Raw genomic sequence first — 26,325 nt, 5'->3', positions numbered from 1 at the left:
ATGTTCAACCTGAGAGTCGGTGTCGCCACGGTGGCGGCGCTCGCGGCGCTCGCCGCCTGCGGCGGCACCGAGCAGGCGGCGGACAAGCCCGCCGCGGACGGCCCCCGCGTCCTGAAGCTCTGGCACTACGAGGGCGCCGACAGCGCGATGGGCAAGGCGTGGGCCGAGGCCGTCAAGCAGTTCGAGGCCACCCACCCGAACGTGACGGTGAAGTTCGAGGAGAAGGCGTTCGAGCAGATCCGCCAGTCCGCGGGCATGATCCTCAACTCGGACGAGGCCCCCGACGTCATGGAGTACAACAAGGGCAACGCCACGGCGGGGCTGCTCTCCAAGCAGGGACTGCTCACCGACCTCACCCCCGAGGTGACCAAGCGGGGCTGGGACAAGCTGCTCAGCCCCTCGATCCAGACCACCGCCAGGTACGACGAGCGCGGCGTGATGGGCGCGGGCAAGTGGTACGGCGTCCCGAACTACGCCGAGTACGTGATGGTCTACTACAACAAGGACGCCTTCAAGAAGGCGGGCGTCGAGGTGCCCACCACCTACGAGGAGTTCACCGCCGCCCTCGACACGTTCGTCAAGGCGGGGACCACCCCCATCGCGGTCGGCGGCGCCGAGTACCCCGCGCAGCAGATCTTCTACCAGCTCGCGCTGAGCAAGGCGCAGCGCTCCTGGGTGGACGCCTTCCAGCTCTACAAGGGCAAGGTCGACTTCAAGGGGCCGGAGTTCAGGTACGCGGCCGACACCTTCGCGGACTGGGTCAAGAAGGGCTACATCGAGGCGGACTCCGCCGCCATCAAGGCCGAGGACATGGGCGTCTCCTTCATCGGCGGCAAGTACCCGATCCTGGTCTCCGGCAGCTGGTGGTACGGCCGCCTCGTCAGCGACGTCAAGGACTTCGAGTGGGGCTCGTTCCTCTGGCCGGGCAACACGATGAGCGCCGGGTCGAGCGGCAACGTCTGGGTCGTCCCGGAGAACGCCAAGAACAAGGACCTCGCCTACGACTTCATCGACATCACCATGAAGAAGGACATCCAGAACCTGCTCGGCAACTCCGGCGGCATCCCGGTGGCCGCCGACACGGCCGCGATCACCGATGAGAAGAGCAAGGAGCTGATCGAGAACTTCAACACGCTCTCGGCCTCCGACGGGCTGGCCTTCTACCCCGACTGGCCGGCGCCCGGCTACTACGACGTGCTGGTGGCGGGCGTGCAGAACCTCATCAACGGCACCAAGACCCCCGACGCGGTGCTGGACGAGATCGCCGCTCCGTACCAGGAGAATCTCGCCGACATCGGCAACTGACCCCACGATCCGTGCCGTGCCGCCGTGGGAGCCGAGCGGCACGGCACACCCCCCGTACAGCACAGAGAAAGGAGACCTCCGATGCCGAGGTCTCGTGACCGCGGGTACCTGGTGTTCCTGCTGCCGAGCGCCGTGCTCTTCACCGCGGTCATCGTCGTGCCGTTCCTGATGAACGTCGGCATCGGCTTCACCCGCTGGCAGGGGATCGGCGACCCGAGGTGGATCGGGCTGGAGAACTACACCCGGCTCCTCGCCGACGAGCGGTTCTGGTCCTCCTTCCGCAACAACGTCGCGCTCATCGTGGCGATGGCGATCGTCCCGACGCTCATCGGGCTCGTCCTGGCCGCCACGCTCTTCGACTACGTGGGCAAGAAGGTCGGCCCCCGCGCGGCCGGCGTGCTGCGGGCCGCGTACTACCTGCCGCAGGTGCTGCCGGTCGCGGTGGCCGGGATCGTCTGGGGCTGGATCATGCATCCCAGGTTCGGGGCGCTCAACGAGTTGCTCGGGCTGCTGGGGATGGAGCCGAGGAACTGGCTGGGGGACCCGGACTGGGCGCTGCCGAGCGTCATGGTGATCATGGTCTGGTTCCAGATCGGCTACCCGGTGGTGATCTTCATGTCCGGGCTGCAGCGGGTCGACCCCGCGCTGTACGAGGCCGCCGAGATGGACGGCGCCTCGTGGTGGCGGCGGTTCTGGCACATCACCATCCCGCAGATCCGGCCGGAGATCTACGTGGTCCTGCTGACCTGCACGATCGCCGCGCTCAAGGTCTTTGGGCCGATCTTCGTACTGACCAGGGGCGGCCCCGGCGGTGCCACGCTCGTGCCCTCCTACTTCAGCTACCAGAACTTCTTCGAGAAGGCCAACGTCGGCTACGGGGCGGCGATCGCCACCGTGCTCACCCTGGTGATCATCGCGGTGACGGTCTTCTTCCTGCGGGTTCAGGACAGGGAATCATGATCCGGAAGTACTCGGTCCTGGTCTCGCTGGTCGTGCTGGCCGTCGTGATGCTGGTGCCGTTCGTGATCGTCACGCTCAACGCGGTCAAGTCACCGGCCGACTACTCCTCGGGCGGGCCGCTGAGCCTGCCGAGCGAGCTGTACCTCGACGGGATCGTCGACTTCTGGAACCGGGTCGACTTCGGCGGCAAGCTCTGGAACAGCCTGCTGATCAGCGGCTCGGTGGCCGTGCTCGCGACGGTCCTGTCGGTGCTCAACGCCTACGCGCTCGGCATCGGCAGGGTGCGCGGGCGGGTGTGGATCCTGGTCGTCTTCCTGGTGGCCAACACGCTGCCGCAGGAGGCGCTGGTCTACCCGCTGTACTACCTGGCCAAGCAGGTCGGCCTCTACGACACCAGGCTCGGGGTGATCATCATCTTCACGGTGATCCAGAGCGCCTTCGGGACCTACCTGCTCTCCTCGGTGCTCGGCCGCTTCCCGCACGAGATCCTGGAGGCGGCGGCCCTGGACGGGGCGGGCAAGTGGCGGGCCCTGTGGCGGATCGTCGTGCCGATCAGCAAGCCCACACTGAGCGTGCTGCTCGTCTTCTTCTTCATCTGGACCTGGAACGAGTTCTTCCTGCCCCTGGTCTTCCTCATCTCCAACGAGAACCAGACGGTTCCGGTCGCCCTCGGGGTGCTGCAGGGGGACAAGATGATGGACGCCACGATGTCCAGCGCCTCGGCGCTGCTCGGCATCCTGCCCGCGGTCGTCTTCTTCCTCATCTTCCAGCGGACCCTGACCCGCGGCGTGACCGTGGGCGCCGTCAAGTGAGCCGCCGGACGCCGTACGCCGCTCGGGGGCGGACGGCGTCCCAGACCCGCAGTTCTTCGACTCCCCCTGACCTGGAGGCGAGATGTCCTTATCGACCAAGGCGGCGACCAGGGCGGTCGCGGCCGTGGCCGCGACCGCCCTGACCCTGGGGCTGTGCGCGGCCCCGGCCCGCGCGGCCTACGACTACCCCTTCCGTGATCCCGCGCTCCCGCTGAACCAGCGCGTCGACGACCTGCTCGGCCGCCTCACCCAGGCCGAGAAGATCTCCTGGCTCCACCAGTACCAGCCCGCGGTGGACCGCCTGGGCATCGGGCTGTTCAAGACCGGCACCGAGGCGCTGCACGGCGTCGCCTGGTCCACCGACATCGACAACGGCGGCGGCGTGGTGACCGCCGAGGGGACCGTGTTCCCGCAGGCCGTCGGCCTGGCCAGCACCTGGAATCCCGACCTGATCAAGAAGGTCGGCGCCGCCGTCGGCGACGAGGCCAGGGGGTATCACGCGGAGAACCCCCGGCTGTGGGGCCTGCAGCTCTGGGCACCGGTGGTCAACCTGCTCCGCGACCCTCGCTGGGGCCGCAACGAGGAGGGCTACTCCGAGGACCCGCTGCTCACCGGCGCGATCTCCACCGCGTACGGCTCGGGCATCCAGGGCGACGACCCGGACCACCTGCGGGCGGCCCCGGTGCTCAAGCACTTCCTGGCCAACAACAACGAGGTCCGCCGCGACACGACCTCCGCCGGCCTGCGCCCGCGCGTCCTCAACGAGTACGACGTCCCGGCGTTCAGAACCGCGCTGCGGGCGGGCGCGGCCACCGGCGTGATGACCGCCTACAACCTGGTCAACGGGCGGCCCGCCACGGTCACCGACCTCAACTCCACGGTCAGGACCTGGACCGACAGGCCGCTGTTCAACGTCTCCGACGCCGGCGGGCCCAACAACCTCACCGGCTCCCAGGGCTACTTCGCCACCCAGGCCGAGGCCGCCGCCGCCATGCTCAAGGCGGGGGTGGAGAGCTTCACGGTGAACGACACCAACGCCGCCCCGACGGTGGCCGCGGTCAACGAGGCGCTCTCGCGCGGCCTGCTGACCCAGGCCGACATCGACACCGCGGTACGCAACATCCTCGGCGTCCGGTTCCGGCTCGGCGAGTTCGATCCGGACGGCGGGCCGTACGGGAAGATCACCAAGGACGTGGTCGACAGCCCCGCGCACCGCGCGCTGGCCCGGCGGACCGCGGCCGAGGCGGCGGTGCTGCTGAAGAACTCCGGGAAGACCCTGCCGCTCAGCCCCGCCAAGAAGGTCGCGGTGGTCGGCCCGCTGGCCGACACCCTCTACACCGACTGGTACTCCGGCAGGCTGCCCTACAGGGTCACCCCGCTGGAGGGGATCCGGGCGCGGTCCGCCGCCGCCGTCACCAGCGAGGGCGTCGACCGGATCGCGCTGAGGTCCGGCGGCAGGTACCTCACCGCGGGCACCGGGGCGGGCGCCGACCTGAGGCTCTCGGCGACCACCGCGGGCGCGACCGAGCAGTTCGACGTCTTCGACTGGGGCCAGGGGATCGTCACCCTGCGCAGCGTCGCCAACGGAAAGTACGTCAGCCGGGCGAACTGGTCCACCCTGGTCAACAACCAGGAACAGCCCACCGGCTGGTTCGTCCAGGAGCAGTTCAAGCTGGAGGCGCAGGCCGACGGCACGACGCTGCTGCGCTACGCCGGCTACGAGACCGCCTACGACTGGTTCGGCCCGAACAAGTACGTCAAGGCCGCGGCCGACGGCACGCTCGGCCTGACCGTCGCCGAGGACGCCACCCGCTTCGAGAAGGAGACCGTGCGCAGCGGGATCGCCGAGGCGGTCGCGGCGGCGAAGGGTGCCGACGCGGCGGTGGTCGTGGTCGGCAGCATGCCGTTCATCAACGGCCGGGAGGACCACGACCGGACCGACCTCGGCCTCGCCGAGGGGCAGCGGGCGCTGGTGGAGGCGGTGCACGCCGCCAACCCGAACACCGTGGTCGTGCTGGAGAACAGCTACCCGACCACGATCGACCGGCTGCAGGAGAAGGTCCCGGCGATCCTGTGGACCACGCACGCCGGAGCCGAGACCGGCAACGCGCTGGCCGACCTGCTGTACGGCGACGCCAACCCGGCCGGCCGGCTCACCCAGACCTGGCCCAAGGAGGGTGCCGCCCTGCCGGACATCCTCGACTACGACATCGTCAAGACCGGCGCGACCTACCTGTACTCCAAGGCCAGGCCGCTGTACGCCTTCGGCCACGGTCTGAGCTACACCACGTTCGGCTACCAGGGCCTCAGGACCACCGCGAAGAGCGGCGGGTACGAGGTGAGCGTCAAGGTGACCAACACCGGGTCGCGCGCGGGCGACGAGGTGGTCCAGCTCTACACCCACCAGCACGCCTCCCGGGTGGAGCAGCCGGTCAAGCAGCTGCGCGGCTTCCAGCGGGTGAGCCTGGCCCCCGGCGAGTCGAAGACGGTGAGGTTCTCGCTCAAGACCGCGGACCTGGCCCTGTGGGACGTGACCAGGGGGCGTTTCGCGGTGGAGCCGTCCACCCACGACGTCCTGGTCGGCTCGTCGTCGGACCGGATCCACCAGCGGGCCACCCTCCAGGTGGCCGGCGAGCGGATCCCCGCCCGTGACCTGACCACCGCCACCCGGGCCGCCGACTTCGACGACTACGCGGGGGTCGAGCTGGTCGACGAGACCAAGGTCCGCGGTGACGCGGTCGGCGCCTCGGCGGGCGAGTGGATCGCGTTCAAGGACGCGGACTTCCGGGCCGGGGTCACCGGCGTGCGGCTCGGGGTCGCGGCGAGTGCCGCCTCCTCGGTCGAGATCCGGCTCGGCTCCCCGACCGGCAGGCTCGCCGGAACCGTTCCGGTGACCGCCACCGGCGGGATCTACTCCTGGGCCACCGCAGGTGCCCCCGTCACCGGCGTACGGGGTAGGCAGGACGTCTACCTGGTCTTCAGGGGCGCCCTGCGGGTGAAGGACGTGGCCTTCACCCGCTGATCCGGCTCCGGCCACGGCCACGGCCCGCTCCTTCCCGGGGGCGGGCCGTACGTGGTTGAAAGCGGTTTTCCGGGTACGGGCGCTGAACAGGGAAGCATCGGCCCAGGCGCTGCGTTGTGGCCGTTTCGAACCGTGATTTCGATCAATCCTGAGGAGTACACCATGACGAGTACGGAACGTCCCGCCGAGGCGTCGGGCCAGTTCGCCATCGGGGGCGACCTCACGGTCAACCGCCTGGGGTACGGGGCGATGCAGCTCACCGGGAAGGGAGTGTGGGGGGAGCCGAGCGACCCCGAGGAGGCGGTCCGCGTGCTGCGCCGCGCCGTCGAGCTGGGGGTCAACTTCATCGACACCGCCGACTCCTACGGCCCGTTCGTCTCCGAGCTGCTGATCAAGAAGGCGCTGCACCCCTACCCCGAGGACCTGGTCATCGCGACCAAGGCGGGGCTCACCCGCTCCGGCCCCGACGACTGGCGCCCGGTCGGCCGCCCCGAGTACCTGCGCCAGCAGGCCGAGCTGAGCCTGCGCCACCTCGGCGTGGAGCGGATCGACCTGTTCCAGCTGCACCGCATCGACGCGAAGGTGCCCCTCGCCGACCAGGTCGGGGAGCTCGCCCTGCTGCAGCAGGAGGGCAAGATCCGGCACATCGGCCTCAGCGAGGTCAGCGTCGAGCAGGTCGAGGCGGCGGGTGAGTTCGCGCGGATCGTCTCGGTGCAGAACCTCTACAACCTCGCGCACCGCGACGCCGAGCCGCTGCTGGAGTACTCCGAGGCCAACGGCATCGGCTTCATCCCGTGGTTCCCGCTCGCCACCGGCAAGCTGGCCGAGGAGGGCGGCCCGCTCGCCGAGGCGGCCAGGGCACACGGCGCCACCCCGTCGCAGCTCGCCCTGGCCTGGCTGCTGAAGCGCTCCCCGGTGATGCTTCCCATCCCCGGCACCTCGAAGGTCGCCCACCTGGAGGACAACGTCGCCGCCGCCGGCGTCCAGTTGACCGACGACGAGTTCGCGGCCCTGTCCAAGGGGGCCTGAGAGACGGATGCCGCCGGCGCTCCTGGCGGCGACCGTCCTCGTACGTCGTGAAGCCGGGGCGCGACCGGGCCGGTGGTCGCCGCCCGGTGGAAAGGTCTCATCGTGACGATCCAGGTGGCCGTCTGCGGTCCGCGTGACTGCACCGGCGAGGACGAGTCCAACGCCCGTGAGATCGGCCGGCTGCTGGCGGAGCGCGGCGCGGTGGTGATCTGCGGCGGTTACACCGGAGTCATGGCCGCCGTGGCGTCCGGCGCCCGCTCGGCGGGCGGGATGGTGGTCGGCATCCTGTCCCGAGCGGACCGGGAGCACGCCGGCCCGGACCTTTCCATCGTGATCCCGACCGGCGTCGGGGAGGCGCGAAACAACATCATCGTCAACTCGGGTGACGCGGTGATCGTCGTCGGCGGATCGTGGGGCACCCTGTCGGAACTGGCGCTCGCGATGCGCCACGGCCGGATCCCCGTGGTCCAGCTCGGCGGCTGGCGGCTGCTCGACCGTGCGGGGCGTCCGGTCGCCGGTGTCAGGTACGTCTCGTCCCCGCGGGAGGCGCTGGCGGCCACCGGGTTCTGGCCCGACCACTGACTCCTCCGGACCGTTGCCCGGCCGTGCGGCATGCCCGGTGTGCTTTCGCCGCGGCCACCGGCGGCGGGCTGCCACGCTGTGGCCGTCAGGGATGACCGGCCGGTTTCCCGGCGCCCCGAGGGAGGGGACCGAGAATTTTCGCGAGGGTACTTGCGCATCGGCCTGTCGGTAACCTATAACTTCATTAAGAGCTTTTCGAGAAGGCAGGCTTGAAGGTACCTGCCTGTTCACATGGAGGTGGTTACCGATGCTGCTGACGTCGATCGACCCGTTCATCCAGGAGTTCGACCGGCAGTTCGACCGGATCACGCGCCAGGCGTTCGGATCGAGTGATGGCGCCGCGCGCGGGGCCATGCCGCTGGACGGCGTCCGCCGCAAGGACGACGTCCTGCTGAAGTTCGACCTTCCGGGCATCGACCCCGACTCCATCGAGGTGACCGTCGACCGTGGAGTGCTCTCGGTAAGCGCCGGCCGCGAGGAGGAGTACGGGCAGGACGACCGCCTGTTCGTCCGCGAGCGCCCGATGGGCACCTTCACCCGCCGCGTCTACCTGTCCGAGCACCTCGACAGCGACAAGATCGACGCCGCCTACTCCAACGGTGTCCTGGCGGTGCGTATCCCGGTCATCGAGCGGGCCAGGCCCCGCAAGGTCGAGATCCAGAAGGCCGAGCACACCTCGGACCAGAAATCGATCAAGGCCTGAGGGGGCAGGGTCTGACCGTCGGATCTCCATGGGGTGGGCGCCGGGTTCCGGTGCCCACCCTGCGCGTTTCACACACCTGTCGTCCCCCACAGGAAAGGAGCGGTGATGGTCAGGTTGCCCTTCGACGACGAGCACGCCCCGCTGTACTCCGTCGGCCAGGTCGCCGACATGCTCAATGTGGAGCAGGCGTTCCTGCGCCGGCTCGACGAGCACGACGTGGTCCGCCCCGCCCGTTCCAGCGGCGGCCAGCGACGCTACACCCGCCACGAGATCGGCGACCTCCAGGACGCCATCCAGCTCATCGGCGAGGGCATGACCCTCGCCGCGGTACGCCGGATCTTCGTCCTGCAGCAGCAGGTCAACGACCTGCGGGAGGAGTTGGCCAGGGAGCGCGCCGCCCGCCGGGAGGACCGGTGACCCGGCCGGGCGGGACCGCTCGGCCCCCGACCGTCCTCGATCGCGGGGAACGAGGTGGCGCGGCCGGGGGTTCCCGAGCGCTCAGTCCGGTTCGTAGCCCCTGTCAGTACGAAAGGACGAGATCGGCCGCGGGTGCGGCCGACGGCGGTGGAGACCGTCAGCGGGATGGCCGGTAGGCCCGGCAGGGGGAGCCGGGTCGTTCTCGCTCCCCGGCCTTCGCGTTCCGCGGGGTCGCCGAACCAGGGGATCGGCGTCCCGATGGGCGCCCAGGCGGCGGGACACCACACCGAGCAGCCGCCCCCCGGAGAAGTAACCGAACCTCCGAGAGTCGAGGCTGGCGGCCGGGTTGTCGCCCAGCAGCACCAGGCAGCCCGCCGGGACCCGTGCGCCGGGGGCGGCCCGTGCGGCCGCCGCCACCTCCTCGGGCACCGGGTCGCCGGGCACGGCGGCCGCGCGCTTGACGATCCACTGTCCGGGGGGTACCGGATCCGTCATCACCACGACCTGCCCCGGACGGACCGCCGCCAGGGACGCCCGGCGGATCAGGAGTCGCTCGCCCTCCCGGTAGGTGGGCTCCATGCTCACCCCGTGCACCGTCACCACGAGGAAGCGCCGCCGGATCCAGAGCAGGCCCGCCAGGACCACCGTGGCGAGGACGCCCAGGAGCGGCCCGGTCACGGCTCCGCCCCGGTGGCGGCGACCTCGTCCCGGTAACCGTCCGCCTGGAGACGGAACAGCCGCGCGTACGGGCCGTCCGCCCGGTACAGCTCGTGGTGGTCGCCCCGCTCGGCGATCCGCCCGTCCTCCAGCACCACGATCAGGTCCGCGTCGCGAACCGCGCCGAGCCGGTGCGAGATGAGCAGGCTGGTCCGGCCCGCCCGTAGCAGCCGCAGCCGGTGGTGGATCTCGTGTTCGGCCTGGGCGTCCAGCCCGGCGCTCGGCTCGTCGAGGATCATCATGTCGCAGTCGTCCCGGAGCAGCGCCCGGGCCAGTGCCAGGCGCTGCCACTGTCCGCCGGACAGGACCACCCCGGTGACCGGGTCGTCCCTGTCCGTCTCCATGAAGAAGGTGCGGCTCAGCATGGTGTCGTACCCGTGCGGCAGCCGCCGCACGATGTCGTCGACACCCGCCCGCTCCGCGGCGGCCACGATCCGCTCCCGGTCCTCGATCGCGGTCAGGTCGCCGAGCCCGATGTTCTCCGCGGCGGTGAAGTCGTAGGACATGTAGTCCTGGAAGACCACTCCCAGCCGTTTCCTGAGATCGACGGCGGGCACGTCCCGCAGATCGATCCCGCCCCAGTGAATCGAGCCGGACGTCGGCTCGTAGAAACGGCACAGGAGCTTCACCAGCGTGCTCTTCCCCGCCCCGTTCAGGCCGACCAGAGCCACGGTCGACCCGTGCGGGATGGTCAGGTCCACCCCGCGCAGGATCCACGGATGGTCCTCGCTGTAACGGAACCAGACATCGCGCAGCTCGATGTCGCCGGCCCGGGGAAGGCGCCGGGGCCGGGCCGGCGGCGGCAGGTCGGGCCCCAGCCGCTCGACGGCCAGGTAGTGGCCGAACATCAGCAGCTCCTGGTGGGTGTAGGCCGCCTGCTCGGCCAGGGAGGTCAGCGACGTCTGCACGGAGGCCACCGCCACCACGAACATGGAGATGTCCCCCGCGGTGCCCGACCCGTTCAGCGCCGCACCGATCGCCATGACCAGCCCGGCCCCCGCCGTGCCCGCGCTCACCAGGCTCAGCGCCGCCTGGATGATCAGCTCGCGGCGGTCCAGCCGCCGGTGCTGCCCGTTCGCGCGCAGCCGCTCGGCCCGCATCCGCCCGCGGAGGAAGTCGCCGAGCCCGAAGAGCCGGATCTCCTTGGCCGCCTGCACGTCGCCGAGCAACCGGCCGTAGAAGATCTCCCTGCGTTCGACGGGGCTGATGTTCCACATCAGCCGGGCACGGCGGCGGCTGAGGGAGATCTCCGCGATCAGCGTGGGCACGGCGGCGCCGAGCACGGCCACGGTGATGATCGGGCTGATCACCGCGAGCGAGGCGACGAAGCCGAGCACCGTGATCACGCTCTGGGCGATGCCGAACGTGCCCTCGACGATCTGGCCCGGCGTGTGCCGGGCGGCCTGCTCGGCCAGGCGCAACCGGTCCAGGAAGGCGGGGTCCTCGAACCGCGACAGCCCGGTGAAGCCGTTCACCGTCGTGTACAGCCGGTCCTGGGTGCGGAGCGCGATGGAGCGGCCCAGCTCCGCCCGCAGGTAACGGCGCGCGTGCGGCATCGCGAGCGTCAACGCCCCGACGGAGACCAGGACGATCGCCGCGGTCATGACGCGGTCGTTCTCGCCGGTCAGCCCGTCCAGCACGACCTTGGTCAGCCAGGCGGTCGCGACCGGTGCGGCCGCGGTGGCCACGGTGAGCGCCGTGTACCCCAGCAGCAGCCAGGGCGCCGCCTGCCACCCCAGGCGCAGCGCGGCGCCGAGTTCCCCCAGCCGCGACCGCAGGCCCTCTCCCCGTGCCGTCATGCCGTGATCGGCTTCGGCAGCGCCGAGAGGTCGAATCCCGCCGCGGTGATGACGCTCTCGCCGTCCAGGACGCAGAACGTGGGAAAGGCGCTCACCCCGAAGGCGGCGGCCACCGGCCCTCCGTGCGCCTCCACGACCACCCGGGAGACCCGGGCCAGCGCGACCCGCATCTCCTCGGAGTCGTCGGCTCCGGCGATCACCGCGAGCACCTGGTCCCGGCCGCCGGGCAGCGCCGCGGCGTACGCGGTGAACTTCGGCAGGTTCTCCGTGCACGGTCCGCAGCCGGGTGAGAAGAAGCCGACGAGGGTGCCCGGTTCGAGCGCGCGGCGGGACACCGCCTCGCCGTCGGTGCTCAGCGCGTCGAAGTGCCCGACCGCCGATCCGGCCTCGGGCAGGCGCGCGCCGCCCGCCCCGGGCCGGTCGGCCAGCACGCGGGCGTGTTCCTTCAGTCGCCGGACCACCGCGAGCAGCAGCATGAGGTTCAGCCCGCAGAGCACGCCCAGCACGACGACGGCGGCGATCAGATAGGGCATCGTGTTCGTTCCTCTCCACAGGTGGCCCGCCGGCCGGCGGGAGTACCGGCCGGCGGGAGCGAAATCCGGGCTAGGGCCGGTAGACGCAGCTGCCGCAGATGGTCACGCCGTCGTCGGGGTAGTAGCAGCAGTACCTGGAGTGCCGGGCGCCACACTGCTCGTAGTAGCAGGACGCGGCGTCCGCGTGCCCGGCGGGGACCAGCCGGCTCAGCAGCCGGTCGGCCAGGGCGCTGATCGATCGCACCATAGCTCTTCCTCTCTGTGCGTTCCGGAAACGCAGATCCGATCTTTGGTGGTCGTTGGAATCATTGGCCTCCGCCGTAGAAGTGCCGTAGAAATGGCGTAGAGATTCTGTTCAGGCCGCGGCTGAGTGGAGATCGGTTGACATCGACGAGGTTCCGCTGCCTAGGGCCTCTGGAGGTGTGGGACGGCGACCGCTGGGTGTCACCCGGCGGAAGCAAGGTTCGCGGCGTGCTGGCCGCGCTGCTCGTACGGGCCGGGCAGAACGTGTCGGTGGACCACCTGGTCCACGAGCTGTGGGGGGACGCGCCCCCCGCTTCGTGCCGGACGTTGGTGCGCGGCTACGTCATGTCGTTGCGGCGGCTGCTGGACGACCGCGGGGCCGAGGTCGTCCAGTCCCGCCACGGTGGTTACCGGCTGAACGTCGGGCGCGACGCCGTCGACGCGACCTGTTTCGAGGATCTCTGCGACGAGGGGGTCCGGTTGCGCGCGCGGGGCGACTCGGACGGGGCCTCCCCGCTGCTGCGCCGGGCGCTCTCGCTCTGGCGCGGACCGGTGCTGGCGGATGTGCCGGTGACGCCCTCGACGGCCGCCTACGCCGGCGGGCTCGACGAGCGCAGGCTGGCGGCGCTCGTCTGGCGGATGGAGGACGACCTCGAACGGGGACGGCCGGAGGAGCTCGTGCAGGAGCTCATGGGCCTGGTGGCGGAGCACCCGTACCGGGAGGACCTCGCCGTCCTGCTCGTCCGGGCCCTGCACCTGGCGGGAAGGCGCCCGGAGGCGCTCAAGTTCTTCGCCGACCACCGGCGGCTGCTGCGAGAGGACCTCGGCGTCGATCCCGGACCCGAGCTGTGCGGGGTGCACCAGCAGGTCCTGCTCGACGAGCGCCGCCCGGTGTGGCAGGGGCGGATCCCGGCGCAGACCCCGCCCTGCCTGCCCGACTTCACCGGCCGGGAGAAGGAGATCGAGCACTGGACGGCGGTACTGACCGCGGACGACAGCCGGGCGCTCCGCACGATCGCGATCTCCGGCCGCGCGGGGGTGGGGAAGACCACGCTGGCCGTCCAGCTGGCGCACCGGCTCAGGAGGAACTACCCCGACGGCCAGCTGTACGCCGACTTCACCGGCCAGACCACATCCGGCGCGGTGCTGGGGCAGTTCCTGCGTGCCCTCGGGGTGCCGGGACCCGCCGTCCCCGAACCGCTCACCGAGCGGATCCAGCTCTACCGCAGCCTGCTCGCGGACCGGCGGGTCCTGGTGCTCGCCGACAACGCCGAGGTCGAGGCGCAGGTCAGAGCGGTCCAGCCGGGGGCGGCCGGCTGCGCGGTGCTGGTGACCAGCCGCAAGCGGCTGCTCGGCCTGGAGTCCGCCTACTTCGCGGATCTCGACGTGCTGGAGCCCGGTGCGGCCCTCGACCTGTTCGCCAGGATCGTGACGGCCGGACGGGTCCGGGAGGAGCCCGGCGCCGCGCTGGAGATCGTCGGGCTGTGTGGTCAGCTGCCGCTGGCCGTGCGGATCGCCGGGGCGCGCGCGGCGACGCGACCGGGATGGCGGCTGTCCGCCGTCGCGGAGGAACTCCGTGACGAGACGTCGCGGCTGGACCGGCTGCGGGCCGGTGACCTCGATGTGCGGGCCGCCATCGGCACCTCCTACGCGGGCCTGGACCGGGAGCAGCGCCGGCTGTTCCGGCTGCTCGGGCTGCTCGACGTCCCTGATTTCCCGGCCTGGACCGCCGCCGCGCTGACCGGTGCGCCGGAGCGGGTCGCGGATGACCGGCTACTCTCCCTGGTGGACGCGCGCCTCGTCGACGAGATCGGCCCCGACCTCGGGGGACGGCCGCGGTTCCGGCTGCACGACCTGATCCGGATCTTCGCCCGGCACCGCGCGGAGCGGGAGGACGACGCGGACACCCGGGAGGCGGCCCTGTCCCGGGTGTTCGGCGGGTGGCTGCTGCTCGCCGAGAGGGCCGACGAACTGCTTCCCGCGCGTACCGTGGCGGCGTTGCGTCCCGCCGCGCCCCGCTGGCGTCCCGCCGCGGCCGAGAGCGCGGTGAGCGACCCGTTCGCCTGGTTCGAGGTGGAACGGCAGGTGCTCGCCGCCCTGGTGCGGCAGTCGGCCGCGACGGGGGAGACGGGGTACGCGTGGGGGCTGGCCGCCGCCGCCCAGACCTTCTACGAGCTGCGCGACGCGTCCGAGGGGATCCGCACGCATCGGCTGGCGCTGGCCGCCTGCCGGGCGGCCGGCGACCGCCTGGGCGAGGCGGTCATCTTGCGCAACCTGGCCGATCTGCACTCCGGTAAGTCCGGAGCGGTGCTTGACGACAAGATCGAGTGGGCTGACGCGTCCCTCCGGATCTTCCGCGAGCTCGGCGAGCCGCGCGGCGTGGCGGACGCGCTGTACCTCTGCGGCGACGCGCACCGGTTGCGGGGGGACTACGAGCGGGCCCTGTCCCGGCTCCAGGAGAGCGTCGAGATCGCCCGGAGCTGCGGCTACCCGCTCGGTGAGCTCCATGTGCTGCAGCAGTTCAGCAGCATCGACAGCGAGCGGGGACGCTACGACGAGGCGCTCGGCCATGCCCGGCAGGCCATGGTGATCGTCGAAGAACTGGCCAGCCCGCGTGACGAGTGCGTGGTGCGCGCCCTGCTCGGCATGATCTGCAAGCGGCTCGGCCGGTTCGACGAGGGGGCCGAACAGCTCCGCCAGGCCGTGGAGGTGGCCCGCTCCTTCGCCGACCCCCTGATGGAGGCGCAGATGCTCGCCCATCTCGGGCAGCTCTACGCCGACCGAGGCCACCCCGACGCCCGCCGGACGCTGGAGCGGGCGCTGGCCGCCAGCTCCGCCTGCCACTACGAGCACGGCCAGGCGGTCGCGCTGCACGGGCTCGGCCTGCTGGAGAGCGAGGAGGGACGGCACGGGCAGAGCGTCACCCGCCTGCTCGCCGCCGCGGATCTGTGGGAGCGGCTGCAGAACGCCTACGGCAGGGCGCGCACCCTCGGGGCGCTCGGCGAGGTCTACGCGCGGGGCGGCGACCTCGCCGCCGCCCGCCGCACCCTGGCGGAGGCCCGCCGGGAGTACCGGCAGTTGGACAACGAGGCCGAGGCCGCCCGCCTGGACGCGCTGTCGCGGTCGCTCGGGGATCCGTCGGACGGCCGGTGAGCCCACCGGTACACCGCGCCGTCATCCGTTGACGGCGCCGGTGATCACTCCCTTGGTGAAGTGGCGTTGGACGGGGGCTCCCGCGCTGCGATCGCCAGGGACGGTCCACCTCGGCGTGCGCTCGATCCGCGTCGTACTGGAAACCGTGGACGAGGTCAGCCGCGGGCGCGGTTGAGACCGCCAGCGGGATGGCCAGCAGACCCAGCAGGGTGAGCTGGGTCGTTCTCGCTTCCAGGCCTCCGCATTCCGCGGGGTCCACACCGAACCAGGGGACCAGCGTCCCGATGGGCGGGCCACAGTTATCGATCCCGTTTCCCATGGGGACGAGCATGGTCCGAGCCGCTTGTGGGCGGGTTGGGGCCGGCTGGGGCGACGAACAGGTCGCCTGGTCGACGGTCCCGCCGAGACCCGAGCGTCGCTTGGTGTGCTCCGTCGGAGCGCTAAGCCGATGCCAAAGTGCGCACAAGTCGATGCCAAGAGCGCTGTCCAACTATGCCCTTGACGAGGAGAAAACCAGCGGGAAGGCGTTTTCCCAGCTCAGGGCTCTTCTCGTGGGGGCCGGCGTCATTCTTTCACGAAAAAGTCACCGGGAGAAACGAGAGGCAGCACGTACGGATCGGTGCGCAGCGGTCCCATTCGAAACCGAGATTCACTCCGACCATGAACTCAAATGGGCGCCCGAGCCGTCAGACGACCGGCTTTACCGGCCGTGCCCCGCCCCTCGAACGTGCCAGGCATCGCGGCCCGGCCCCTTCCGGAGTGCGGCGGACAGGACACTCGCGGCCCATGCCACCGGGCAGCCGTCACGCACAGAAGCGAAGAGGACCAACGTGAGTGTTCATGCATTCGACATGCTGTGCCGCGCCGTGGAGGAAACGGACGCGGGCCGCACCGACATCGCCCGGCGCTGGCTGGACAAGCTACGCGGCCTGATCACCCCCGAGAAGGTGGGCGACGACTTCCTCTACCTGCTCTACCACGACGCCTTGGCCCGCCGGCTCGGCACTCACCAGGATGAGCGGGACAATCTGTATCTGTGCCGTTTCGAGCGGCCGCAAATCGAGTTGTTCGACCTGGTGGCCGAACACCTGCCGGTGGTGACTCTGGCCGGTCGGATCGGCGGCGCGCTGCTCGCCGGCCACCTCGCCGGGCGGGAGACGGCCACCCTGCTGTCGGTGGGCATCGGCTCGGGAGGCCAGGAGGCGGCGGTGCTCGCCGCGCTCGCGAGCCGCGGCCAGGCACCCGGGCGGTTGACGGTGATCGGGGTGGACCCCGCGGTGGGCAGCCTCCACCAGGCCGAACGGTCCATCCGCGACACCGGTGTCCCGCTGGACTTCCATCAGGTGCCCCGCTTCGCCGAGCAGATGACCGACGAGGACTGGGACCTGGTGCGCCGGGCACCACGCCCGCTGGTCATGAACGCCGCGTTCGCGCTGCACCACCTGCGGGACAGCGCGTCCGGCGCCGACGAGCGGAACACGTTCCTGGCGAAACTGCGCGATGCGGAGCCGGACGGCGTAGTGCTGTGCGAGCCGGACTCCGATCACCATCGGGTGGCACTGCCCGAGCGGTTCCACAACTCGTGGCGGCACTTCCACGCCGTCTTCCGGCTGATAGACGCGCTGGACGTCTCGGCCGACGACCGTAACGCGATGAAGCTGTTCTTCCGGCGAGAGGTGGCCGACATCGTCGGCACGGCGGACGACGAGGAACGCTACGAACGTCACGAGCGGGCCGAGACATGGCTCGCGCGACTGCGCGAGGCCGGGTTCCGGCCGATGGCCGCGCCCGCGGAGTCGGTGTCGGAGCCGATCCCTCCCGCTTTCGTCCGCCGGGATCCGGACAGCGTCCGCATCGGATTCGACGGCGAGTCGCTCCTGGCCGTCATCCACGCGGTGCCCGCGCACGGGTAGGCGACGGCCGACCGGCACGGGCCGGCAGGTCCGTGCCGGTCGCGGGCGACTCGCGGCCTATCCCTTGATGGCGCCGATGATGACCCCCTTGGTGAAGTGGCGCTGGACGAACGGGTAGACGAAGAGCACCGGCAGCAGGGCGATGACGACGATGGCCATCTGGATGGCCAGGCTCGGCGGCAGGCTCTGGCCGGGAAGGGTGCCGACACCGCTCTGGCCGACGATCAGGGACTGGCCCTGGAGGACGTACTGCCGCAGCACCACCTGCAGTGGCCACTTGGCGTTGTCGTTGAGGTAGAGGACGGCGTTGAAGAACGAGTTCCAGTAGCCGACCGCGTAGAACAGGCCGATGACCGCCGTGACGCCCTTGGACATGGGCAGCACGATGGTGCGCAGGATGCGGAACTCGTTCGCGCCGTCGATGCGGGCGCTGTCGGTCACCTCGTCCGGGATGTTCATGAAGAACGCCCGCATCACCACCAGGTTGAACGCGGTGACCGCGCCGGGCAGGATCAGCGACCAGTACGTGTCGATCAGTCCCAGCGAGCTGACCAGCAGGTAGTTGGGGATCATCCCGGGGCCGAACAGGAAGGTCAGCAGCACCAGGAAGAGCATCGGCCGGTGCAGCAGCGAGCCGGGCCGGGACAGCCCGTAGGCGGCCAGCACGGTGACGGTCAGGCTGATCGCGGTGCCGACCAGGGTCACGCCGAGGCTGACCAGGACCGACCGGGTCACCACGCCGCCTGCGAACAGCTCCTGGTACGCGGCGAAGGAGAGCCCGCTCGGCACGGTGACCAGGCCACCCGCCTCGGTCACCGCCTCCTGGGTGGACAGGCTGGTCAGCACGACCATGTAGATCGGGAACAGTACGCCCACCGTGATGAGCGTCAGCAGGAGTCCCTTGAGGAGCGCGCCGACGCGGCTGGGCCGCTCGGCCCAGGGGGGAAGAGTCGTCATGATCGTTTGTAGATTCCCTGCTCGCCGAATCGATGGGCGACCCTGTTGGCGATCAGGATCAGCACCAGCCCCACCAGGCCCTTCACCAGACCGGCCGCGGCGCCGTAGCTCCACTCGCCGGTGAGCAGCGTGCGCCAGTACACGAAGGTGTCCAGCACCTCGGCGGCGTCCCTGCCGACCGCGTCGCGCTGCAGGAAGAACTGCTCGAAGCCGACGTTCAGCGCCTCGCCGAGGCGCAGGATCAGCAGCAGCACGATGACCGGGCGCAGGCCGGGCAGGGTGATGTGCCAGAGCCGCCGCCAGCGGCTCGCGCCGTCGACGGCGGCGGCCTCGTAGAGGTTCTGGTTGATGGCCGCCAGCGCGGCCAGGAAGATGATCGTCCCCCAGCCGGCGTCCTTCCAGACCGTCTCGGCGGTCACCAGCACGATGAACGTGTCCGGATTCGTCATGAGATCGAAGCCGCTGTAGCCGTGGTCGCGCAGCGTCTGCGAGAGCAGGCCCGCGCCGCCGAACATCTGCTGGAACAGCGTGACCACCAGCACCCACGAGAAGAAGTGCGGCATGTAGACGATGCCCTGGATGAACAGGCGCAGCCGGGGCCGCACCACGCTGTCCAGCAGCACGGCCAGCAGGATCGGCACCGGGAAGTAGAAGACCAGCTGGAACGCGGTGATCGTCAGGGTGTTGAGCGTCGCGTCCCAGAAGCTCTCGTCGAACATCAGCCACTGGAAGTTGGCGAACCCCACCCACGGGCTGTCGGCGATGCCCACGTACGGCGAGTAGTCCTGGAACGCGATCACGTTGCCGAGCAGCGGGACATAGTGGAACACGATGAGCAGCCCGATCGCGGGCAGTGCCATCAGCAGCAGCTGCCAGTCACGTTTCAGTCGCGATCCGAAGGGTTGCGGGCGCGCCCGGCTTGTCGTGGAGCCCCTCTTGCGGACATCCTTGGAGGTGCCGGTGCCGGCGGGTGAGGTCAGGTCACCCGCCGGCCCGGTCTTCGCGTGGTCGCTAAGCACGGCCGTTGTCCCGCAGGACCTTCAGGTAGAAGTCGCGGGCCTCGTCCCCGCCGTCCCGCCGCCACTCCGCGGCGATCTGCTTGGCGTCGCTCACCGGGCGACGGCCGCGCATGATGTCGGTGAACTTGTCCTCGGTGGGAACCTGCAGCCCGGAGAACTTCGACGGCCGCTGGATCCTGATCCCGTCGAACGGGCCCTTCTCGATGTGGGGGAAGGTCGCGTTCTGCCATTCCACGTTGAGCTTGACCGCGTCGGGGTAGGGCCAGTCCACATACAGCGGGCGCCCGCCGAGGAAGCCGTAGGTGTAGGCGACCTCCTTGCGGCCGAGGTCGTTCGTCTCCGGGATGCCGTTCGCGCCCCGGGTGAAGTGCTTGCCCTCCACGCCGAAGTTGGCGAGCTCGTACTCCTTGGTCCCGAACGGCGCCGCGCACCAGTTGAGGATGGCGAGGATCTCCTCCACCTGCTCCTTGGGCAGCCCCTTCTTGACGAAGGTGAAGATGCCCGCCGCGGTGCCGTGGTACATCAGCGGCGTGCCGCCGTCGTGGGCGAAGACCGGGAAGACGCCCAGGCTGAAGTCGGGGTTCTTGCCCCGGTGCTGCTGCAGCAGCTCCTTCCAGCCGCCCAGCCCGTCGCGGTAGACGAGGATCTGCCCGGCCCCCATCAGCTCTTTCTCGTTGGCGCCCTTGCTGCCGACCACGCTCGGGTGGACCAGCTCCTCCTTGAAGACCTTCCGCATGAACTCCAGCATCAGCTCGAACTCGGGGGTCTCGTACTTGTGGACGAGCTTGCCGCCCTCGTACCGCCAGTCCTGCGGGATCCTGAAGGTCGGCCACATCGTCTCGTGGATGCTGCCGAACGCCCAGCGCTTGGCCTTGGGGTCGGTGATCTCCTTGCCGAGTTGGAACAGCTCGTCGGCGGTCTTGGGGTTGGTGTTCCAGCCGTTCTTGTCGAACAGGTCCTTGCGGTAGAGCAGCGCGAAGGGGTACGGCTCGGTCGGGAACGGCACCGCCATGAGCTTGTTGTTCCAGACCGACCACTGCCAGGCGGCGGTCGGCAGGTTGGCCAGCAGCGGGTAGGGCGCGACCTTGTCACCCTGCAGGTAGGGGGTGAGGTCCTCGAACGCCTTGTCGACGGCGGTGTTGAAGTCCGCCATCTTGTCGATCTCCCAGCTCGGGATGACCATGATCTCCGGGATGTCCCCCGCGGCGAGCCTGGCGATCGCCTTGTCGCCGTAGACGTTACCGTCGGTGATCTGGAACTCCACGGTGGCGCCGATGTCGGCGTTGACCGCCTGGAAGTAGGAGTTGCTCGCCAGGCCGGGCGGCGGTGGGCCCCAGAGCGGGGTCATGGCCTTGTAGGTGCCGCCCTTGCCGGCCTTCTGGGTGAGCGCCGCGGTGGGGGCGGCCGGGTAGGAGGTGAAGCCGCCGCTGACGTCGGGGACCCCGGGCAGCGTGGAGACCGTGCCCGGAAGGTCGGGCTTGACACCGGGGAAGGCGGTGTAGGTGGGGGTGAGGGACGTCAGCTTGTCCGCCGCGGCGGCCGTGGCGCCTCCGCTGCCCGGCCGGGGGCCACTGGGCGCGGAACACGCGGCCAGCAGGCCGCCGCCGGCGACCGCGGCCGCGCTGAGCCCCACCAGGCCGAGGAAGCCTCGACGGCTGGTCATCGCGCCCTGGGGAAGATCTTTCACGGGGCGCTCCCTTCATTGGTTCGAGACGGATCGGGGGGTGTCGTGGAGCATGGCTCCGGGGTAGAATTAGTTCGTCTTTCGACCAAACAAATTAGTCGAGGGTGACCGTCGCCACAAGGGACCGCCGATCGCGGGCCGCCGGGGGGCGGTCACAGATTGGTGAACGATGGGGCATGATGGGGCCAGCCTGGCCGAGCGGGAGCGGGACTCACCTTGATCACATCTACGACTGACCCGCGTCCGGCCGACTTCGCCGACGTGCGGGCCACCAACCTGGCCGTGGTGCTGAGGTTCGTGCGCGAGCACGCGCCGTGCTCGCGGGCCGACATCGCGGCGTCCACCGGGTTGAACAAGGCGACCGTGTCGAGCCTGGTCGCCGACCTGATCGACCGCCGCCTGGTCAGGGAGACCGGCCTGACGGAGAACCGCGTCGGCCGCCCGGCCACGATGCTGGTGCTCGACGGCTCGCCGTACGCGGCGATCGGCATCGAGATCAACGTCGACTACGTCACCGCGGTCGCGGTGGACCTGTCGGGGGAGCGGCTGCTCTCCTGGCGGAGGTCCTTTCCCGGCGCCGCGGGCACGGTGGGGCAGGCGATGGCCACCGTCGCCGGGATCGTCCGCCGGGTGGTGAGCCGGATGACCAAACAGGAGCGCCAGGTCCTGGGGCTGACCGTGGGCGTACCCGGACTGATCGGCACCGACGGCACGGTGCGCATCGCGCCCAACCTCGGCTGGCGCGACGCCGACCTCTGCGGCGACCTCACCAAGGCGCTGCGCGACCCGGGTTTCCCGGTCCAGGTCGACAACGACGCCAACCTGGCGGCCCTGGCCGAGCACCGCTTCGGCCCGCATGCCGGGACGGCCAACCTGGTCTACCTCACCGGCGAGATCGGGGTCGGGGCCGGGATCATCCTCGACGGCCGGCTGCGCAGGGGAGGCCAGGGCTACGGCGGCGAGATCGGCCACATCCAGCTCGACCCGCTCGGCGCCGAGTGCCGGTGCGGGCGCCTGGGCTGCCTGGAGGCCGTCGCCGGGATCGGCGCCGTGCTGGAACACGCCACGATCTCGCCCGCCGAGGTCGAGCTCGAACTCGACGAGGTGGTACGGCTGGCCCGCGGGGGCGACCCGGGCACGCTCGGGGTCCTCGACACCGTGGGCCGCAACCTCGGCAAGGGCGTGGCGGTGCTGGCCAACCTGCTCAACCCCGAGGTGGTCATCCTGGGCGGTTACTACGTACCGCTCGCGCCGTGGCTGCTGCCCGCGGTGGAGACCGAGACGCGGGGGCGTACGATCGCGCCGGACGCCGGGGGCTGCCGGGTCGTCGCCTCCACGCTCGGTTATGGCGCGGCGGCGCTGGGTGGTGCCGCCCGAGTGCTCGACTCGGTGGATTCGGGCCGTTTGCCGCGAATCTCTTGACCTGGGCCGCACGGGAGTGCACCCTTCAGGGAAGCTCCGCTCGAAACACGCGCGTAACGCACGGGTGACGACCGGAGTTTTCCCGGACCGATTATCGAAGCGCTTCGACAGAGGCGTTCTTCCAGGACAGAAATCGAAGCGCTTCGACGCTCTCAAAGGGATGGTCCCCGATGAACGAACCGTTCCGTGACCCGGAACTCCCCCTCGCACAGCGGATCGCGGACCTGCGGAGCAGGCTCACGCTGGAGGAGAAGGTCGGGCTGCTGCACCAGTACCAGCAGCCGGTGGAGCGGCTCGGGGTCGGTCCCTTCCGCACCGGCACCGAGGCGCTGCACGGCCTGGCCTGGCTCGGTCCCGCGACGGTGTTCCCCCAGGCGATCGGACTGGCCAGCACCTGGGATCCGGACCTGGTGCGGCGGGTCGGCGAGGCCACCAGCGACGAGGTGCTGGCCTTCCACCACAAGGACCCGGCGGGGGCCGGGCTCAACGTCTGGGCGCCGGTGGTCAACCCGCTGCGCGACCCCCGCTGGGGTCGCAACGAGGAGGGCTACTCCGAGGACCCGTGGCTGACCGGTGTGATGGCGACGGCGTACGCCTCCGGCCTTCGTGGGAGCGATCCCACGGTGCTGAAGACCGCCCCCACCCTCAAGCACTTCCTCGGCTACAACAACGAGACCGACCGCTGCGTCACCTCCAGCAACCTGCCGCCCCGGGTGCTGCGCGAGTACGAGCTCCCGGCCTACCGGTCCGCGCTGGCCGACGGCGCCGCGGTCGCCGTGATGCCCTCCTACAACCTGGTCAACGGCCGCCCGGCCCACCTCAGCCCGCTGATCGGCGAGGTGCTGCGAGCCTGGGCGCCCGACGACCTCCTCGTGGTCAGCGACGCCTACGCGCCCGCCAACCTCACCGGCCTGCAGGCCTACTACGACGACCTTCCCGAGGCCTACGCGCACGCGATCAGGGCGGGGCTCGACAGTTTCACCCAGGACGACGAGCGGAGCGAGGCCACCCTCGGGCACATCCACGCCGCGCTGGAGCGCGGCCTGCTCACCGAGGCCGACATCGACCTCGCGGTACGGCACACGCTCTCCATCCGCTTCCGGCTGGGCGAGTTCGACCCCGCCACCCCGTACGACGACATCACCGAGGCGGTGGTCAACTGCCCCGAGCACCAGGAACTGGCCCGCGAGGCCGCCCGGCGCTCGATCGTGCTGCTGCGCAACGACGGGATCCTGCCGCTGACCTCGGTGCGCAGGATCGCGGTCATCGGCCAGCTCGGCGACACCCTCATGGAGGACTGGTACTCGGGGACGCTCCCCTACGCGGTCACCGCCCGCGCCGGGCTCGCCGAGCGCTGCGAGACCGTCTTCTGCGAGGCGGTGGACCGGATCACGATCTCGGTGGACGGCGGCCACGTCGTCGCCGACCTCGACGGCGGGCCGCTCGGCGTCGGCGCCGAGCCCGGCCTGTTCGACCTGTTCGACTGGGGCGGCGGCTGCTACGCCCTGCGGGCCGTGGCGACCGGGCGCCACCTGTCGGTCGGCGACGACGGCGTGCTGGTCAACGACCAGCCGGGACCCAACGGCTGGGAGGTGCGCCAGACCTTCCGCACCGAGGAGCGCCCGCGCGGCACGCTGGCGCTCAGGCACATCTCCACGGGCCGCTACGTCGCGCTGGACGGCGAGGTCTTCCGCCTGGTCGACGATGCCGACGCCGCCGCCTGGCTCACCGTGGAGCGGGTGGCCGGCGGCGCCGAGGCCGCCGCCGCGCTCGCCGCGACCGCGGACGTGGCCGTGGTGGTCGTCGGGGACCATCCGCTGGTCAACGGCAGGGAGACCGAGGACCGCCTGGACCTGGCGCTGCCCGCCGCGCAGCAGGCGGTGGTCGAGGCGGTGCGCGCGGCCAACCCGAGGACCGTCATGGTGATCAGCAGTGGCTACCCGGTGACCTGGGACGGCGACGACCCGCCCGCGGTGCTGTGGTCCTCGCACGGCGGCCAGGAGTACGGGCACGCACTGGCCGAGGTGCTGTTCGGCGACGCCGACCCCGAGGGGCGGCTCACCCAGACCTGGTACGACTCCGCGTGCGAGCTTCCCGACCTGCTCGACTACGACATCATCGCCACCGACGCGACCTACCAGTACTTCCGGGGCACCCCGCTCTACCCCTTCGGCCACGGCCTCAGCTACACCACCTTCGACTACACCGACCTGGCCGTCTCGGTGCGGGACGGCCGGCTCAGCGCCTCGGCCACCGTCACCAACACCGGTGCCCGAGCCGGGGTGGAGGTCGTCCAGATCTACACCCGTCAGCGGAACTCCCGGGTCAAGCAGGCGCTGCGCCGCCTGCGGGGCTTCGTCAAGGTACGGCTCGCCCCCGGCGAGAGCACCCGGGTCGACTGGGACCTCGACGTTCGGGAACTGGCCTTCTGGGACGTCACCGGGGGCCGGTTCGTCGTCGAGGACGCGTCCCACAAGATCATGATCGGAGGCTCCGCGCGCGACATCCGGCTCTGCGCCTCCTTCCACGTCGACGGCGAGCGCATCCCGCCGCGCGACGCCTTCGCGGGCCCGATCGCCGCGGTGGACCACGACGAGTACGACTCGGTGGCGTTCGTGGACGCGGCCAGGATCTCCGGCGACGCCGTGCGGTCCACCGCCGAGGGGGCGTGGATCGTGTTCCGCTCGGTCGACCTGGGGGAGGGGGCCGCCTCCTGCTCGGTCAGCGCCACCAGCGCCGAGGGCGGTGTGATCACCCTGCGCCTGGACGACCCCCTCTACGGCCCCGTGATCGGCGACCTCCCCGTCCCCCGCGCCGGCCGCCATGACCTCACCGAGGTGCGCGCCGGGCTTGCGGAGCAGGGGGGAGTCCACGATCTTTATGTGGTGTTCGAGAACATCGGGATCACCGTGGCCGCCCTGAGCTTCTGCGAGACCGCATGAGTGAGCGGGCGGTGACCATCAGCGAGGTCGCCAGGCACGCGGGAGTGGCGGTCAGCACCGTGTCGTACGTGCTCAGCGGGAAGCGGGCGATCTCGGCCGACACCCGGCGCAGGGTGCTCGACAGCGTGCGGGTCCTCGGATACCACCCCAATGCCGGGGCGAGGGCGCTGGCCAGCAAGCGGGCCAACGTCATCGCGCTGGTGCTGCCCCTGCGGGTGGGGATGCACGTCCCGGTGCTGATGCAGTTCGCCACCTCGGTGGTCACCGCCGCGCGGCAGTACGACCACGACGTGCTGCTGCTGACCGCCGACGAGGGGTCGGACGGGTTGCGCAGGGCGGCGGCGAGCGCGCTGGTCGACGGGCTGGTCCTGATGGACGTGGAGCTGCACGACAGCCGGGTGCCGCTGCTCAAGGATCTCGCCGAGCCCAGCGTGCTGATCGGTTTCCCCGCCGACTCGGCCGGGCTGACCTGCGTCGACCTCGACTTCGCGAGGGCGGGTGCGCTCTGCGTGGAGCACCTGGCCGAGCGCGGGCACACCGAGGTCGCGCTGCTCGGCGCGCCCTCGGTCGTCTACGACCGGGGCACCGGTTTCGCCCGCCGCACCCGGGAGGGCTTCACGGCGGCCGTGGCCGACACCGGCCTGAAGGGGGTGGCCCTGTCCTGTGAGGAGAACTTCGACCAGGTGTCCACCGTGATCGCCGAGCTTCTGGACACCAGGCCGGGCCTGTCCGGGCTGGTCGTGCACAACGAGGCCGCGGTCAACCACGTGCTGGGAGCGCTGCGCCAGCACGGCAGGCGGGTGCCCGACGACGTCGCCGTAGTGGCGATCTGCCCGGACGACATCGCGGAACGCTCCAGTCCGCCGCTGACCTCGGTGCTGATCCCGGCCGAGGAGGTGGGCCGCCAGGCGGTCCGGCTGCTCATGGACAAGCTCGAGGGCCACGCCGTCCCCGAGGACACCCTGCTCCAGCCGCGGCTCACCGTGCGCGACAGCACCTGAGGGCCTCTGTACGGCGGGATGACATCATTCGGAGCCCGGCGACGGGCTCCGATGACACCGAAGGGCGCGCTCCCCCGAAGGGGAAGCGCGCCCGGCGTCGTTCTACTCGTCG

Annotated in this window: 20 protein-coding genes; 13 read left to right on the top strand and 7 right to left on the bottom strand. The window is 70.8% G+C overall.

Annotated features, from left to right (window positions below):
* The 8 genes from ACFQVD_RS24540 (at position 1) to ACFQVD_RS24505 (ending at position 8,830) form a co-directional block, all read left to right on the top strand.
* A complete protein-coding gene (locus ACFQVD_RS24540) occupies positions 1-1,305 on the top strand; it encodes an ABC transporter substrate-binding protein (RefSeq protein WP_343975337.1) in 1,305 nt (434 codons plus the stop codon).
* An 81-nt stretch (positions 1,306-1,386) separates the two neighbouring features.
* Positions 1,387-2,265 (top strand): carbohydrate ABC transporter permease, encoded by an 879-nt coding sequence (locus ACFQVD_RS24535; RefSeq protein ID WP_343975340.1) that lies wholly within the window; start codon positions 1,387-1,389, stop codon positions 2,263-2,265.
* Complete coding sequence (locus tag ACFQVD_RS24530; protein WP_343975343.1) at positions 2,262-3,077, top strand: carbohydrate ABC transporter permease; 816 nt, start codon at positions 2,262-2,264, stop codon at positions 3,075-3,077. The genes ACFQVD_RS24535 and ACFQVD_RS24530 overlap by 4 nt, the downstream gene beginning before the upstream one ends.
* 82 nt (positions 3,078-3,159) lie before the next feature.
* The gene (locus ACFQVD_RS24525; RefSeq protein WP_343975346.1) at positions 3,160-6,099 is read left to right on the top strand and encodes a glycoside hydrolase family 3 protein; all 2,940 of its coding nucleotides are present in this window, start codon (positions 3,160-3,162) and stop codon (positions 6,097-6,099) included.
* A gap of 162 nt (positions 6,100-6,261) precedes the next feature.
* Positions 6,262-7,128, top strand: coding sequence for an aldo/keto reductase (locus tag ACFQVD_RS24520; protein WP_343975349.1), 867 nt, complete (start codon positions 6,262-6,264; stop codon positions 7,126-7,128).
* 102 nt (positions 7,129-7,230) lie between these two features.
* Positions 7,231-7,710 (top strand): TIGR00725 family protein, encoded by a 480-nt coding sequence (locus tag ACFQVD_RS24515; RefSeq protein ID WP_343975352.1) that lies wholly within the window; start codon positions 7,231-7,233, stop codon positions 7,708-7,710.
* Positions 7,711-7,957: 247 nt separating this feature from the next.
* Positions 7,958-8,413, top strand: coding sequence for an Hsp20/alpha crystallin family protein (locus tag ACFQVD_RS24510; RefSeq protein ID WP_030907703.1), 456 nt, complete (start codon positions 7,958-7,960; stop codon positions 8,411-8,413).
* Positions 8,414-8,518: 105 nt separating this feature from the next.
* The gene (locus ACFQVD_RS24505; protein WP_343975358.1) at positions 8,519-8,830 is read left to right on the top strand and encodes a helix-turn-helix domain-containing protein; all 312 of its coding nucleotides are present in this window, start codon (positions 8,519-8,521) and stop codon (positions 8,828-8,830) included.
* An 81-nt stretch (positions 8,831-8,911) separates the two neighbouring features.
* Here the strand turns inward: ACFQVD_RS24505 and ACFQVD_RS24500 are convergent, their stop codons facing one another.
* The 4 genes from ACFQVD_RS24500 to ACFQVD_RS24485 form a co-directional block, all read right to left on the bottom strand.
* Complete coding sequence (locus ACFQVD_RS24500) at positions 8,912-9,508, bottom strand: S26 family signal peptidase (protein ID WP_343975361.1); 597 nt, start codon at positions 9,506-9,508, stop codon at positions 8,912-8,914.
* The gene (locus ACFQVD_RS24495) at positions 9,505-11,346 is read right to left on the bottom strand and encodes an ABC transporter ATP-binding protein (RefSeq protein WP_343975364.1); all 1,842 of its coding nucleotides are present in this window, start codon (positions 11,344-11,346) and stop codon (positions 9,505-9,507) included. Before ACFQVD_RS24495 ends, ACFQVD_RS24500 begins: the two co-directional genes overlap by 4 nt.
* Positions 11,343-11,879: a TlpA disulfide reductase family protein gene (locus tag ACFQVD_RS24490; RefSeq protein WP_343975367.1), complete on the bottom strand. Its 537-nt coding sequence runs from the start codon at positions 11,877-11,879 to the stop codon at positions 11,343-11,345. Before ACFQVD_RS24490 ends, ACFQVD_RS24495 begins: the two co-directional genes overlap by 4 nt.
* A gap of 70 nt (positions 11,880-11,949) precedes the next feature.
* Entirely contained in the window at positions 11,950-12,126 is a 177-nt protein-coding gene (locus ACFQVD_RS24485; protein WP_343975370.1) for a hypothetical protein, read from the bottom strand.
* A gap of 134 nt (positions 12,127-12,260) precedes the next feature.
* Between ACFQVD_RS24485 and ACFQVD_RS24480 the strand changes: the two genes are divergently transcribed.
* Together ACFQVD_RS24480 and ACFQVD_RS24475 are read left to right on the top strand one after the other, a co-directional pair.
* A complete protein-coding gene (locus ACFQVD_RS24480; protein WP_343975373.1) occupies positions 12,261-15,275 on the top strand; it encodes an AfsR/SARP family transcriptional regulator in 3,015 nt (1,004 codons plus the stop codon).
* 830 nt (positions 15,276-16,105) lie between these two features.
* The gene (locus ACFQVD_RS24475; RefSeq protein WP_343975376.1) at positions 16,106-17,188 is read left to right on the top strand and encodes a GRAS family protein; all 1,083 of its coding nucleotides are present in this window, start codon (positions 16,106-16,108) and stop codon (positions 17,186-17,188) included.
* Between the two features lie 57 nt (positions 17,189-17,245).
* Here the strand turns inward: ACFQVD_RS24475 and ACFQVD_RS24470 are convergent, their stop codons facing one another.
* From ACFQVD_RS24470 to ACFQVD_RS24460, 3 genes are read right to left on the bottom strand one after another with little or no spacing between them, the layout of a single operon-like run.
* The gene (locus ACFQVD_RS24470; RefSeq protein ID WP_343975379.1) at positions 17,246-18,145 is read right to left on the bottom strand and encodes a carbohydrate ABC transporter permease; all 900 of its coding nucleotides are present in this window, start codon (positions 18,143-18,145) and stop codon (positions 17,246-17,248) included.
* Positions 18,142-19,164: an ABC transporter permease gene (locus tag ACFQVD_RS24465; RefSeq protein ID WP_343975382.1), complete on the bottom strand. Its 1,023-nt coding sequence runs from the start codon at positions 19,162-19,164 to the stop codon at positions 18,142-18,144. The genes ACFQVD_RS24470 and ACFQVD_RS24465 overlap by 4 nt, the downstream gene beginning before the upstream one ends.
* Positions 19,157-20,851: an extracellular solute-binding protein gene (locus ACFQVD_RS24460; protein WP_343975385.1), complete on the bottom strand. Its 1,695-nt coding sequence runs from the start codon at positions 20,849-20,851 to the stop codon at positions 19,157-19,159. Before ACFQVD_RS24460 ends, ACFQVD_RS24465 begins: the two co-directional genes overlap by 8 nt.
* 213 nt (positions 20,852-21,064) lie before the next feature.
* Here ACFQVD_RS24460 and ACFQVD_RS24455 point away from each other — a divergent pair, with 213 nt between their 5' ends.
* The 3 genes from ACFQVD_RS24455 (at position 21,065) to ACFQVD_RS24445 (ending at position 26,213) form a co-directional block, all read left to right on the top strand.
* Positions 21,065-22,270 (top strand): ROK family transcriptional regulator, encoded by a 1,206-nt coding sequence (locus ACFQVD_RS24455; protein WP_343975388.1) that lies wholly within the window; start codon positions 21,065-21,067, stop codon positions 22,268-22,270.
* A gap of 170 nt (positions 22,271-22,440) precedes the next feature.
* On the top strand, positions 22,441-25,212 hold the full coding sequence (locus tag ACFQVD_RS24450; RefSeq protein ID WP_343975391.1) for a glycoside hydrolase family 3 C-terminal domain-containing protein: 2,772 nt from the start codon (positions 22,441-22,443) through the stop codon (positions 25,210-25,212).
* Entirely contained in the window at positions 25,209-26,213 is a 1,005-nt protein-coding gene (locus ACFQVD_RS24445) for a LacI family DNA-binding transcriptional regulator (protein WP_343975394.1), read from the top strand. The genes ACFQVD_RS24450 and ACFQVD_RS24445 overlap by 4 nt, the downstream gene beginning before the upstream one ends.
* Positions 26,214-26,325 lie beyond the last annotated feature (112 nt).

Source organism: Streptosporangium amethystogenes subsp. fukuiense (assembly GCF_042665875.1).
Lineage (GTDB): Bacteria > Actinomycetota > Actinomycetes > Streptosporangiales > Streptosporangiaceae > Streptosporangium > Streptosporangium fukuiense.
This window is presented reverse-complemented; position numbering and strand designations above follow the sequence as displayed.